The 13,495-nt window shown below is 66.1% G+C and carries 11 protein-coding genes; 6 read left to right on the top strand and 5 right to left on the bottom strand.

Features of this window, described 5'->3' with window-relative positions:
* Positions 1–72: 72 nt before the first annotated feature.
* Together dnaN and dnaA are read right to left on the bottom strand one after the other, a co-directional pair.
* Positions 73–1,173 carry a DNA polymerase III subunit beta gene (gene dnaN, locus PI246_RS16940; RefSeq protein WP_320552501.1) on the bottom strand — a complete coding sequence of 367 codons (1,101 nt, stop codon included), beginning with the start codon at positions 1,171–1,173 and terminating at the stop codon, positions 73–75.
* A gap of 214 nt (positions 1,174–1,387) precedes the next feature.
* Entirely contained in the window at positions 1,388–2,749 is a 1,362-nt protein-coding gene (dnaA, locus tag PI246_RS16935; RefSeq protein WP_320552500.1) for a chromosomal replication initiator protein DnaA, read from the bottom strand.
* 191 nt (positions 2,750–2,940) lie between these two features.
* Here dnaA and rpmH point away from each other — a divergent pair, with 191 nt between their 5' ends.
* The 4 genes from rpmH to mnmE all read left to right on the top strand — a co-directional run bounded on the left by rpmH (position 2,941) and on the right by mnmE (position 6,562).
* A complete protein-coding gene (gene rpmH / locus PI246_RS16930; RefSeq protein WP_045828244.1) occupies positions 2,941–3,075 on the top strand; it encodes a 50S ribosomal protein L34 in 135 nt (44 codons plus the stop codon).
* A 14-nt stretch (positions 3,076–3,089) separates the two neighbouring features.
* A complete protein-coding gene (gene rnpA / locus PI246_RS16925) occupies positions 3,090–3,470 on the top strand; it encodes a ribonuclease P protein component (RefSeq protein ID WP_320552499.1) in 381 nt (126 codons plus the stop codon).
* Between the two features lie 67 nt (positions 3,471–3,537).
* Positions 3,538–5,226 (top strand): membrane protein insertase YidC, encoded by a 1,689-nt coding sequence (yidC, locus tag PI246_RS16920; RefSeq protein WP_320552498.1) that lies wholly within the window; start codon positions 3,538–3,540, stop codon positions 5,224–5,226.
* Between the two features lie 4 nt (positions 5,227–5,230).
* Positions 5,231–6,562: a tRNA uridine-5-carboxymethylaminomethyl(34) synthesis GTPase MnmE gene (gene mnmE, locus PI246_RS16915; RefSeq protein ID WP_320552497.1), complete on the top strand. Its 1,332-nt coding sequence runs from the start codon at positions 5,231–5,233 to the stop codon at positions 6,560–6,562.
* Between the two features lie 17 nt (positions 6,563–6,579).
* On the opposite strand, the gene PI246_RS16910 is transcribed toward mnmE, so the two are convergent.
* Positions 6,580–7,794, bottom strand: coding sequence for an MFS transporter (locus PI246_RS16910; protein WP_407069831.1), 1,215 nt, complete (start codon positions 7,792–7,794; stop codon positions 6,580–6,582).
* A 106-nt stretch (positions 7,795–7,900) separates the two neighbouring features.
* Positions 7,901–8,812, bottom strand: a complete 912-nt coding sequence (locus PI246_RS16905) for a LysR family transcriptional regulator (RefSeq protein WP_320552495.1) — start codon at positions 8,810–8,812, stop codon at positions 7,901–7,903.
* Between the two features lie 110 nt (positions 8,813–8,922).
* On the opposite strand from PI246_RS16905, the gene PI246_RS16900 reads away from it, so the two are divergent.
* Both PI246_RS16900 and PI246_RS16895 read left to right on the top strand, forming a co-directional pair.
* Positions 8,923–9,975, top strand: a complete 1,053-nt coding sequence (locus PI246_RS16900; protein WP_320552494.1) for an NAD(P)-dependent alcohol dehydrogenase — start codon at positions 8,923–8,925, stop codon at positions 9,973–9,975.
* A gap of 50 nt (positions 9,976–10,025) precedes the next feature.
* On the top strand, positions 10,026–10,733 hold the full coding sequence (locus tag PI246_RS16895) for a DUF6624 domain-containing protein (RefSeq protein WP_320552493.1): 708 nt from the start codon (positions 10,026–10,028) through the stop codon (positions 10,731–10,733).
* A gap of 146 nt (positions 10,734–10,879) precedes the next feature.
* Here the strand turns inward: PI246_RS16895 and PI246_RS16890 are convergent, their stop codons facing one another.
* Positions 10,880–12,580, bottom strand: coding sequence for a PQQ-dependent sugar dehydrogenase (locus PI246_RS16890; protein WP_320552492.1), 1,701 nt, complete (start codon positions 12,578–12,580; stop codon positions 10,880–10,882).
* Between the last annotated feature and the right edge of the window lie 915 nt (positions 12,581–13,495).

The following is a 13,495-nucleotide window of genomic DNA, read 5'->3' as shown; positions in this document are numbered from 1 at the left end:
CCATCCCACATGAAAACGCCGGAAAGTCGATGACTTTCCGGCGTCGTGGCCCGCACTGTAAGTGATCGGCTGTCAGAGGCGAAGCGGCATCACGACGTGGCGTGCTTCATCGTTACCTTCTTCCTGGAGGAGACAGCTGGACTGGGCGTCGCGCAGGTTGATCCGCACCTTGTCACCACGCAGCGCGCCTAACGCGTCGAGCAGATAGCCCACGTTGAAACCGACCGCGAGATCGTTCACCACGGTCTCGGCTTCGACTTCTTCCTGCGCTTCTTCCTGTTCGGGGTTATGCGCCACGATGTTGATGCGGTTGGGCGACAGCTCCAGCTTTACGCCGCGGTACTTCTCGTTGGAGAGGATGGCCGCTCGCTGCAGCGCGCTACGCAGCACGTCACGCTCGATCGTGGCTGACTTGTCCGCGCCGAGCGGAATGACCGCTTCGTAGTCCGGAAAACGGCCGTCGATGAGCTTCGAGGTAAACACCACGCCGCCTCGGCGGACACGGAGATGATTCCGACCGAACTCGAGTTCGACCGTACCCTCCCCCGATTCCAACAGGCCGACCAGCTCGTTCACGCCCTTGCGAGGAATGATGATCTGGCGACGTGCACCCACCGAGCTTTCAAGCTTGGTCTCTTTGAGCGCCAGGCGATGGCCATCGGTCGCGACGCAGCGCAGCGTGTGCTCCTGCAGGTCGAGCAGCATGCCGTTGAGGTAGTAACGGACATCCTGGTTGGCCATGGCGAAGGCGGTGCGGTCCATCAGGTCGCGGAGCACTTCCTCGGGCAGCATCACCCGCTCGACCAGATCGATGTCTTCGATGGTCGGAAACTCATTCGCAGGAAGGGTGGCCAGCGTGAAACGGCTGCGGCGGGCGTTGAGGGCGATGCGTTCGCCGCTCAGCTTGATGTCGATCTGGGCACCATCCGGCAATGCGCGAACGATGTCGAACATCTTCCGGGCCGGAATCGTGATTTCGCCATCCTGCACGTTTTCCGCAGCAGTGGTCGCGATCATCTCGACTTCGAGATCAGTACCGGTGAATGACACCTCCGAGCCCGAAGCGCGTACCAGGAGGTTGGCCAGTACCGGCAGCGTCTGCCGACGTTCGACGACACCGACCACCTGCTGGAGGGGTTTGAGCAGTACTTCCCTCTGGATGCTGAATTGCATGCGTCCCCTACTCCTGCTTTTAAATGTTCTTAAGATTCTTTAGTGGTAGTAGTTAGGCCGGTGGATATCTTGAAAACCCTTAAAACTTCTTTTTTTTCAGGGTCTTGAAACAAGAAATCGACTGGTCGAACCATCCGGTTTCGTGTGGGTGCTCTGTGGATAAGTTCAGGGTCCGAAACCATCCTCTGCCCATCCACCTATTATCCACAGGTTCTCAGCCCGTCAAGATACGGATGAGCTGCTCCCAGTCCTGTCGCATACGCACGTCTTTCTCGGTAAAACCGCGAATCGTCCGGCAGGCGTGCAGCACGGTGGTGTGGTCACGGCCCCCGAACGCCTCACCGATCTCCGGAAGGCTGTGCTCGGTGAGTTCCTTGGACAGGGCCATGGCAACCTGCCGGGGCCGCGCCAGCGAGCGCACACGGCGTTTGGAGAGCAGGTCGGACAGGCGCACCTGGTAGTAGTCGGCCACCGTCTTCTGGATGTTCGGCACGGTGACCGCCTGGGCGTGCGTGTTCAGCAGGTCGCGCAGGGTCTCTTCGGCGAAGTCGGTCGTGATCGGCTTGCGATAGAAGTTGGCCCGGGCGGCCAGGGTGTTGAGCGCTCCTTCGAGGTCGCGCACGTTGGACCGGATGCGCCGGGCGAGCAGCATCGCCACCTCGTCGGACACGTCCATCTCCTTGTCGGCCGCCTTGGACAGCAGGATCGCCGCGCGCGTCTCGAAGTCCGGCGGCTCGATCGCCACCGACAACCCCCACCCCAGTCGCGACTTCAGGCGTGGCTCGAGTTTGTCCAGCTCCTTCGGATAACGATCGCAGGTGAGGATGATCTGCTGCTTGGCTTCGAACAACGCGTTGAACGTATGGAAGAACTCTTCCTGCGTGGTGTCCTTGCCAGCGAAGAACTGGATGTCGTCGATCAGCAGGGCGTCGACCGAACGGAAACGACGCTTGAAATCGTCCATGTTCTTTTGCTGCAGCGCCTTCACCATGCCGCTGACGAACTGCTCCGAGCGGAGGTAAAGCACCTTCGCCCCGGGGTTGTTGCGCATCAGCAGGTTGCCGGCGGCATGCATCAGATGGGTCTTGCCCAGGCCGGTACCGCCGTAAAGCAGCAGCGGGTTGTACGCGCGCCCGGGGTTCATGGCCACCTGCATCGCGGCCGCCTTGCCCAGCTGGTTCGATTTGCCTTCGACGAAGGTTTCGAACGTGTAGTGTGGATCGAGGTTGTGCACGTGCAGCGGTTCGGGCGCCGATGGCTCGTCCACCCGGGCCGCGGCGGCGGGCGCAGGCGGGGCCACGGGCGTGGAGGCCGGGCGAGCGGTTGCGGGGCGGCCGCTGGATGAGCCGACTTCCAGGCTCACGGGCACGGGTTGACCGCCCAGGTGCTCGACCATGGCGCGGATGCGGTCCAGGAACTGCTCGCGGACGGTGTCCAGCGAATAGGGATTGGGTGCGTAGAGGTGCAGCCCGAACACATCCTCCCTGGCCTGAAGCGGCATCAGCCAGGTATGGACGTCCTCGGCGCTCAACTCGCCTTCAAGACGCTCGAGACAGCGTCTCCAGAGATCACTCATCGGGTATTCTTGCCACGGAAAGAGGCGCGTGCGCGCGGGGTGGACGTCAAAGTCTAGCAGTGTTCCGCATCCCCCTCGGCGAGCGACCGGCCGGGGCGCGGAAAAAGCCGCCACGGCCAAGCGCTTGACACCCCTGAAGATTGTCGCGCATACTTCCGCTCCTTTTCATCTCCAAACCGGATGTAAGCGCCATGAAGCGTACTTACCAGCCCAGCAAGCTCAAGCGCGCCCGCACCCACGGTTTCCGCGCCCGCATGGCCACCGCCGATGGCCGCAAGATCCTCAACGCGCGTCGCGCGAAGGGTCGCAAGCGCCTGATCCCGTAAGCGGCTCCACTGTCGTGCGTGCCGCAGCCCTGCCGCGCGATGCGCGGCTTCGCCGCGCCGCCGACTTCGCCGCGTTGCGAACAGTCAGCGGTCGCCTCGGCGGCCGCTGTTTTCTTTTGCGCTTCGGAAACAACGGCGCCGGTACCGCCCGCCTGGGCCTGGCGATCTCCAAACGCTGTTCCAAGCGCGCGGTCGACCGCAACCGCATCAAGCGTCTGGCGCGCGAGGCATTTCGCCACGTCCGCGCCGAGCTGCCGCACGTGGACATCCTGGTCATGGCCCGAGACACCGCCGTGAACGAGACGGGCGCCGTCCTGCTCGCGGAGCTCGACGCACTGCTTCGTCGCATCCGGCCGTTGAAGCGCGAGGGTGCGGACGGCACAATCGCGCGTTGACCTGTTCAAAGCCCTTCCCGCCTTTCCCGGTGTTCGCGCCGGGCGCCATTCGGATCTGGCCCAAGCAATGAATCAAACGCGCACGTTCCTCCTCTTCGCGCTCATGTTCGTGGCGTACCTGCTGTGGACCGAGTGGCAGAAGGATTACGGCCCCCATCCGCAGGCCGCCGCTCCCACGGCGCAGAACGAGGCCGCAAAGGCCGCCGACGGCAGCGTCCCGGGCTCCGGCACGCCTGCCGCGGTGCCGACCGACGCCGTCGCCAACGAGGGCAAGGGCCAGCTGGTCACGTTGTCCAACGACGTGCTTCGCCTCACCATCGACACCCGTGGCGGCAGCATCGTGCGTTCGGAGCTGCTCGCCTATCCGGACGAGCCGGTCACGAAGAAAAACCCCAACCCCCCGCCGGTTCGTCTTCTTGACGACGATCCGGCGCACTTCTTCGCCGCGCAGGACGGGCTCGTCAGCAACACCGGCGCGGCGCCCGACCACCGCGCGCTGTTCCAGGCGTCCACCACCGACGCCAAGCTCGCCGATGGCCAGGCCTCGACCGGTCTCGACCTGACCTGGTCCGATCCGTCCGGCGTGAAGGTGACCAAGCGCTACACGCTCAAGCGCGGTGGTTACGTGGTCGATTTCGACCAGCGCATCGATAACGGTTCGCAGGCCGCGTGGTCGGGCAACGCCTACCAGCAGATGCAGCGCGTGCCCGCACCGAAGGTGAACTGGTTCAAGGCCTATACCGACCCGGCGCAGCACAGCTTCTTCGGTGCCGCCTGGTACAGCCCGGAAAGCAAGTTCGAGTCGCTGCTCTTCAACGACTTCACGAAGAAGCCGCTGAACCGCACCTTCGCCGGTGGCTGGATCAGCATGCAGCAGCATTACTTCTTCGCCGCCTGGATTCCCCCGGCCGACCAGAACGTCACCTATAGCACCGCGATCATCGATCCGGATGCCGCCACCCCGCGTTACCTCGTGCGCGCGTTCGGGCCGGCGATCCAGGTCGCGCCGGGACAGAGTGTCGACAGCACCGCCCGTCTGTACATCGGTCCGAAGCTGCAGGGCACGCTCGACGCGATCGCCCCCGGCCTCGACCTCACGGCAAACTACGGCTGGCTCACGATCATCGCCACCCCGCTGCACTGGTTGCTCTCGCAGTTGCATACCATCAGCGGCAACTGGGGCGTCGCCATCGTGCTGCTCGTGCTGATCATCAAGGCCGCACTGTTCAAGCTCACCGACGCGCAGTTCCGCTCCGGTGCCCGGATGCGCAAGCTGCAGCCGCGTGTCCAGGCGCTCAAGGAGCGTTACGGCGACGATCGCGTGAAGATGCAGCAGGCGATGATGGAGCTCTACAAGAAAGAGAAGATCAACCCGATGGCCGGCTGTCTGCCGATGCTGGTCACGGTGCCGATCTTCCTCGGCCTGCTCCGCGTGCTTTCCGAGTCCATCGAACTGCGCCATGCGCCGTTCTTCGGCTGGATCCATGACCTTTCCGCGGCCGATCCTTACTACGTGCTGCCGGTGCTGTATTTCATCGTCACCCTGCTCACCCAGCGGATGATGTCCACCGCGGGCATGGATCCCACCCAGGCCAAGATGATGAAGGTGATGCCGTTGCTCTTCGGCGTCTTCTTCGCCTTCTTCCCGGCGGGCCTCGTGCTCTACTGGACGGTGAACGGCGCCACCAGCCTGCTCCAGCAGTGGTGGATCAACCGCAGCGTCGATCGCGCGCACGAAAAGGCACGCACGGCCTAAACGCATGAGCCACGGCACCGACACCATCGCGGCCATCGCCACCGGCGCCGGCGCGGCGGGCGTCGGTGCCGTTCGCGTTTCCGGACCGCTCGCGCCGGTGATCGCCACCACCCTGCTCGGTCGGTCGCCGCGCGCCCGTCACGCGCACTTCGCCGCGTTTCGCGAAGCCGACGGCGAACTGATCGATCGCGGCCTGTTGCTCCACTTCCCCGGTCCCGCGTCGTACACCGGTGAGCACGTCGTCGAGTTGCAGGGGCACGGCAGCGCGGTGTTGCTCGACGCGCTGCTGCGTCGATGCATCGAACTGGGCGCGCGACTGGCCCGCCCCGGTGAATTCACCGAGCGCGCGTTCCTCAACGGCAAGCTCGACCTGGCGCAGGCCGAGGCGGTGGCGGACCTTGTCGCCGCGACCTCGCGGGCTGGCGCCCGTGCTGCCCTGCGTTCTATGGACGGCGTGTTCTCGGCAAAGGTCGGCGAACTGCTCGCCGAACTGGTCGAGTTACGCGTGCACATCGAAGCCGCTATCGACTTTCCCGACGAAGAGATCGACTTCCTCGCCGACCCGATCATCGCTGACAAGCTGACCGCGCTGCGTACGCACCTGGACGACCTGCTCGTGGAGACACGCCGCGGCGTGCGCCTCAACGATGGCATCGCCGTTGCCATCGTCGGCCGACCGAACGCAGGCAAGTCGAGCCTGCTCAACGCGCTCGCCGGCCAGGAGCGCGCGATCGTCACCGACATCGCCGGCACGACGCGCGATGTGTTGCGCGAGGCGATCCACATCGACGGCGTGGCGCTTGAGCTGGCCGACACCGCCGGTCTGCGCGAGTCCGACGACGTCGTCGAACGCGAGGGCATCCGTCGTGCCCGTGCGCAACTTGAACGTTGCGACGTGGCCGTGCTCGTCACGGATGCCGCCCACGCCCAGGCCGATCAGGCCTTCTTCGAAGGCACACCTGACCACGCTAGCCGCCTCACCCTCGTCAACAAGATCGACGTCGATGGCACGGCGGCCTATCAGGAAGGCGACGTGCTCTGGCTCTCGGCACGCACGGGCGAGGGGCTCGACGCCTTGCGCGCGCGGCTGAAAGAACTCGCCACGGCCGGCGCCGGCGAAGGCGCGTTCAGCGCCCGTCGGCGCCACGTCGCCGCGCTCGAGCAGGTTCGCGATCATCTGGAACAAACCGCAGGAGCCTTGCGCGATACGCGTGCCGGCGAGCTCGCCGCGGAGGAGTTGCGTCACGCGCAGCACGCCCTCGGCGACATCACGGGCGTGTATTCGGCGGACGACCTGCTCGGTGCGATTTTCGGCTCGTTCTGCATCGGCAAGTAACGGCACAGCGCCGGCCGTCAGCGCGCCTGGACGAGGGCGACCCGACGCCCCATCGCCACCGACACGCCCCACAACAGCAGCCCGCCCAGCGCGAGGCCGCTACCGACCCAGCCAGGGGAGGTCCAGCCATAGCCGTGGGCGATGGCGAGTCCGCCGAGGAACGGCCCGAGGGCATTCGCGGTGTTGAACGCGGAGTGGTTGAGTGCTGCCGCCAGCGCCTGCGCATCGCCCGCCACGTCCATCAGCCGCGTTTGCAGCACGGTGCCCAGCGCACCGCCGATGCCGATGAGGAATACCATCGCGCCGAGGGACCAGACGTTGCCGGCGGTGAACGGAAACAGCGCGAGCACGATCATCGACCACACCAGCAGGGCCCCGGCCGTGCGCATGAGCGCGCGATCGGCGAAGACCGGCACGACCAGGTTGCCCAACGTCATGCCGACACCGAAGACGCCCATCACCCACGGCACTGAATCCAGCGGCATGCGCGTCACCCTCAGGAGGATGTCGGCGAGGTAGGTATACACCGCGAACATGCCGCCGAACCCGATCGCGCCGATACCGAGCGTGATCCAGACCTGGGGACGCTTCAGCGCGCCGAGTTCGCGCAGGGGGCTGGCGTTTTCGTCGGCTGGCGTGTCGGGTGCGAAGGCGAACACCGCGCTCAGGGTGGCGACGCCGAGCAATGCCACCAGCGCGAAACTCCAGCGCCAACCCACCGCCTGGCCCAGCCAGCTCGCCAACGGCACGCCCGCGATCGTGGCTACCGTCAGGCCGAGGAACATCTGACCCACCGCGCGCGTACGCCGGTCGGCGGGCACGAGCGAACTGGCCACCAGTGCACCCACGCCGAAGTAGGCACCGTGCGGCAATCCCGCAAGGAACCGGAACAGCAGCATCCAGTGGTAGCTGGGCGACAGGCCGGTCAAGCCGTTGAACACCGTGAACATGGCCATCAACAGCAACAACAGTCGGCGGCGTGGCAGACGCGCCCCGAGCACGGTGATGATCGGGGCGCCCACGACCACACCCAGCGCATAGGCACTGATCGCGTGTCCGGCTGTCGGCGCGTCGATGCCCAGCCCTTCCGCGAACAGCGGAAGCATGCTCATCGAGGCGAACTCGGTGGTGCCGATGGCGAATCCGCCGACGGCCAGGGCGAGGATCACGAGGCCGACGTGGGGTGCGTGCGTGGACACAGGCACCCGTCGGGAAGGGGACGAAAAAGACATCAAAGGTATCGATCAGGGGGAAACCAACGGCGCATGTTGCACCGCATCATGCAAAGGATACGTCGTTTTTCCTTTCGGGATCGTCGACACGCCGCCCGGACGACGGTCAGCGGTCCTGGCCTAGTCTGGGCCCCACCTCGCGAAGCAAGTCGATAAACGCGCGCAGGGCCGATGTCAGTCCCCGCTGACGCGGGTAATAGAGCATGAAACCGGGGTACGGCGGGCACCAGTCGTCGAGCACGCTGACCAGGCGCCCGTCGTGGAGGTACGGTTCGACCTGGCCGTGCAGCGCCAGCGCGATCCCCACGCCGCCGAGCGCCGCGTCGATGCATGAGCCCAGGTCGCCGAACGTGCAACGACCGCGCACGTCGATCTCGAGTTCGGTCTCGCCCCGGCCGAATTCCCATTTATAGAGACGACCGCTGGGAAAGCGGTAGCGGATGCAGTCGTGCGTCGCGAGGTCATAGGGATGCAGGGGCACGCCCCGCTCGGCGAGATACGCCGGCGTTGCCACGCACGCGCTGCGCTGTGGCGTGCCGAAGGGAATCGCCACCATGTCCTCGGGCACCGACTCGTGCAGCCTTACGCCGGCGTCATACCCGTCGGCCACGATATCGATCAGGCCATCGTTGTCGACTACTTCCACGTGGATGTCGGGATAGCGACGCAGGAACGCCGGCAGCACGGGCGCCATCAGCAGGCGGGTCGCCGAACGCGGCATGTTGATGCGAAGGGTGCCCGCGGGCGCCGCGCGAAAGTCGTTCATCTGTGCCAGCGCCTCGCCCACGTCGCGCAGGGCCGGTTGCAGTCGTTCGAACAGGCGCCGCCCTGCTTCGGTGAGCGAGACGCTGCGGGTGGTGCGATGAAACAGCATCACGCCGAGCCGTGCTTCCAGCCCCCGGATCGCATAGCTCACGGCGGAGGTAGACAGGCCCAGTTCCGCCCCCGCCTTGCGAAAACTCGCGTGGCGGGCGACGGCGGCGAAGGCCGAGAGATGGGAGAGAGGGTCAGACGGCATGATTGTGAAGCATATCTCAACGATTCATTGCATAAATGACGCTGGACCGCGCGATTGTTGAAGGATTATGGTTCTCGCTTTCCGTGACCCCACCCCACAGAGGAAGGCCCATGTTCGAAGTCCACGGTTATGCCGCCCACGACGATCACTCCCCCCTCGTGCCGTTCACATTCAAGCGCCGCGACGTGGGCGCTACCGACGTGCATATCGAGATCCTCTACAGCGGAATCTGCCACTCCGACCTGCACCAGGCGCACAACGACTGGGGCAATTCCACCTATCCGATGGTGCCGGGCCACGAAATCGTCGGCCGTGTCGTGGCCGTCGGTCCGAACGTGAAGAAGTTCAAGGTCGGCGACATCGCCGGTGTCGGCTGCATGGTGGACTCGTGCCGCACCTGCGAGTCGTGCGAGCGCGACCTCGAGCAGTACTGCCTGAACCACACCAGCTTCACCTACAACGGTACCGAGCAGGACCGTAAGACGCCGACCCAGGGTGGGTATGCCACCGCGATCGTGGTCGAGGAGCGCTTCGCGGTGAAGATCTCCGAGAAGCTCGATCTCAAGGCCGTCGCCCCGCTGCTCTGCGCCGGCATCACCACCTATTCGCCGCTGCGTCATTGGAACGTTGGCCCCGGCCAGAAGGTCGGCGTGATCGGCCTTGGCGGTCTGGGCCACATGGGCGTGAAGTTCGCCAAGGCGATGGGCGCCGAGGTGACGATGGTGACCACCTCGCCCGGCAAGATCGAGGATGCCAAGAAGCTCGGCGCCGACAAGGGCCTGATCTCCACCGACAAGGACGCGATGGCCGCCGCCGCCGGTTCGTTCGACTTCCTGCTCAACACCGTGCCGGTGTCGCACGACGTCCAGCCCTACCTTTCGCTGCTCAAGCTCGACGGCGCGATGGTCGTGGTCGGTGCGCTTACGCCGCTGGATCCGATTGCCGGCGGCCTGCTCATGCTGCCGCGCCGCACCCTTGCCGGTTCGGCGATCGGTGGCATGGCCCAGACGCAGGAAATGATGGATTTCTGCGCCGAGCACAACATCGTCTCCGAGGTCGAAGTGGTCGACATGGCCTCGATCAACGAGACCTATGAGCGCCTGGTCAAGAACGACGTGCGCTACCGCTTCGTCATCGACATGGCTACGATGCCCAAGGGCTGAGCCTCCGACGTTCCGGGGCCATGATGGCCCCGGAACGCCAAGGAGGACGCATGACACACCGTTCCGCTCGTCGCCTGATCGCGACGATGGGTCTGGGCATGATCGCGACGTCGGCGTTCGCCGATGCGCAAGACGACGCCATCCGTACGCACTGCCCCGGTGCACAGGCCTGGATGGATCGCATGGCCGCCTTGTCCGGTCGCCAAGCCGCGCCGTCGGACGTCGTGAGCGATCCGCGCCTGCGCGACGCATTGAGGGATCACTTCAAAGCCGACGCCGAGGCGCGCCAGGCATGGATCGCGGCACAGGGCGCGAGGCCGGCGGCCGAGCACATGAACGGGGTGGATCGCGAGAACCTCGCGTGGATGAAAACGCGCTTTGCGAACGGTCTTCCCACCGCGGCGCAGGTCGGCCGGGAAAGCCTCAACGATGCGTTCGTACTGGTCCAGCACGCCGATGCCGATCCCACGTTCCAGGCGTCGATGCTCCCATCCATCACGGCATGGGCCAAGCAAGGTGACCTTCCCCGCGGCGACGTCGCGCTGCTCACCGACCGCGTGCTGCGTGCCGAGGGCAAGCCCCAACGGTATGGCACGCAATATGTCTTCACCACGCCTGGCGATCTGACCAAGATGAAACGGCAACCCACGGAAGACCCGACTCACCTCGCCCAGCGTCGCGCCAGTATGGACCTGATGTCGAGTGCCGATTACGAGTGCGTGCTCAAGGTGACGTATGCGGGGTCGGCGGGGCGTTGATCGATAGGATCAAACGCGTCTTTCGCCGGGTGGAGGACAACGGCTTGGATCGCTTTTGGCGCTGGTGAGGGTTCGCGGACAAGGTCCGCTCCGACACCCCTTCGCCAGGCGGGCGGTCGGGGCATGGGAGCGGACGGGTGGCCGGCTTACGGCGTTGGCGTGATCTTGCGCAGCATGCCGTCGCTGCCGCCGCGCACGTACCAGATGCTGCCGTCGAACGGCGACACCTTGAGCGCGCGGACGCTGCCGGTGTAGACGCCGTTGGCGTCACGGCCGTAGCGCTCGACACCGGTGACGTTGCCCTGAGCGTCGAGGATTACGCGGTAGAGCGCGATGGACGAGGTAGAGCCGAGCAGCGCCGAGCCTTTCCATTGCGGGAAGAGGTCGGCGTTGTAGAACGCCAGGCCCGAGGGCGACATCGAGTTGGTGGTGGGAAACCAGCCCCAGTAAGCGGCAGGCTGCACGTATTGCGGGGCGGTGTCGTGGCGCGGATACGGCTGGCCCGGCATGTAGGTGTCGCTGCCGTAATGGTTGCCGTTGCTCACCAGGGGCCAGCCGTAGTTACCGCCCTTCACGATGAGGTTGAACTCGTCGCCCGACGAAGGCCCCATCTCGGTTTCCCACAGCTTGCCGTCGGCGCTGAAGGCCAGGCCATAGGGATTGCGGAAGCCGGTGGCCCAGATCTGGCCGGCCACGCCCGGCTGCGTGCCGTTGGGATTGTCGGTGGGCGTGCTGCCGTCGAGGTTCAGGCGGATGATCTTGCCCAGGCCGGTGTCGGGCATCTGCGCCTGATGGCCGCGGTCGCCGTTGGCATCGGGGATATCGCCGTCGCCGACGGAGAGGAACACGTGCTGGCCGTCCGGCGCGAACGCGATGCGGGCGCCCGGCTGCCCGCGCACCGACCAGCTCGACGGCTCCTGCCAGACGATCCCGAGGTTGGCCAGCGACGCGCCCTGTCCCGACTCGGCGAGCTGGGCCTTGGCGAGGGTGAGGTGGTTGTTGCCGTCGGCGGCCCTGGCCACGTAGCTGAACCACAGCGTGTGGTCCTGGGCGAAATTCGGCGAAGCGGCCACGTCGTGCAGGCCGCTCTGTCCGCCACCGCCATTCGCGCCGACCGAGACCGGCAGGCCGCTGATCGACGTCTTCGTGCCGGACGGGGTGACGACGTACATGTGGTCGCTCTTCTCCGTCACCACCACGCGGCCGTCCGGCAGGAAGTCGAGACCCCACGGGTTGTTGAACGGCGCGACGTCGGCGATGACGAAGGGCGCCGCCGGTTCGGTCTGCGCTCCGCTGACCCGCGCGTTATACGAGGTGGCCGGACCGTCGCCCGGGTTCTGCGGCCCGGTCGGATCCGTCGGATCGGTGGGGGCGGTATCGCCGTCGCTGAACACCTGCAATTCGTACAGCGAGTAGCCGTACTGGGTGTTGCGCGTGAGGCCGGTCATGCGCACGAACCGGGCGGGTGTCGCGTTGAAGGTGACGGTCTCCGTGCCGCCCTTGCCGGCGGTCTGGTTCGCCACGGTGTTCCAGCTCTGGCCGTCACCGGACACCTCGATGCGATACGACACCGCGTGGGCATTTTCCCAGTCGAGCATCACCTTGTTCACGCTCTGCGCGCTGCCCAGGTCCACGGCGATCCATTGCGGATCGGAGAACGCGGACGACCAACGGGTATCGGTACGGCCGTCGTTGACGTTGGCGGCCTTGAAGGCCACGGCGTTCTCCGTGCTGCTTGCTGTCACGGGACGATGGAGCGCCAGGTTGGTCGAGGCGGTCTGGGCAAAGGCGCACGGGGCGGCGAGCGCTCCGGCAACGAGATAGACGATCGGCGACACACGGCGCATGGCAGGCTCCGACGCTGGGGACGATTCGCGAGAACCTACGACAGCCAAGGGCGTCCCGGTTGAACAAAATTCGCCAGGATGCGAAAAATCGCGACTCGCTCGCACTTTCGTCGCGTGATGGCCGGCGGTCATCCGGCCTTCACGCCGGCGTGGCGCTCCGGCGCGGCCATCCAGGCAGGGTCGCGTGGCGCAAGCGGGAACAGCGGGTTAGCGCGAATTCGCGCGGCGCGTCGCACGAATGCACGCTAAACTACGGCCCCTGCACGATTCTCCACCTGCGGTAAGGCATGGCTTCTTTCGTCTTCGGTGCGTTCGGACTTTCCACCCTCTGGTTGCTTCCCCTGCTCTGGCGCGTCGGTGCGGCGCTCGTGCGTCGTCGTCGCTCTCCCACCATGGGACCGGGCGCGATCCGCTTCTGGGCCGGCTTCGCCATCGTGCTGTTGACGAGCGCGGCGCTGGAAGGGATGGTCGTGGGCCATTACACCGACGATCCCCAGGCCGGCGGCGTCGTCTGCCGCTGGCTGGGTGGGCTGTGCGCTGGCGCGCCGCTGCCGGCGGCACTGGTCGGCGTCGGCCTCTGGGCGATGGCCCTGCCCTGGTATCTGGGCGTGTCGTGGCGCGATGCACTGGCGCGCGCCACGATCCTGCTCGAGCCGATGGGTGCGCTGGCGCTCGCCCTGACCGGGCGGGCGTTGTCCCGCCGTGACACACGAGGTTCCGCGCGTCGAGCCTCCGGCGCGGTGCGTCGGCAGGATGCGCGACGTCGCGCCAAGCCGGCCCCGCGTACCCCCGCGAGAAAGCCCGCGCCGGCACCCGTCCCCCCACGGGCGGAGATCGCGCGTGCCGAGGCGTCCGTCGTGGCTACGCCGCGCCCATCGCTGGCGACGCCGGTGCCGCCGCGTCACCGCGCCGAGT

The organism is Luteibacter sahnii (genome assembly GCF_034063545.1).
GTDB classification, from domain to species: Bacteria; Pseudomonadota; Gammaproteobacteria; order Xanthomonadales; family Rhodanobacteraceae; genus Luteibacter; species Luteibacter sahnii.
Note: the sequence above shows the minus strand (reverse complement) of the source record. Positions and strands in the feature narration are given on the sequence as shown.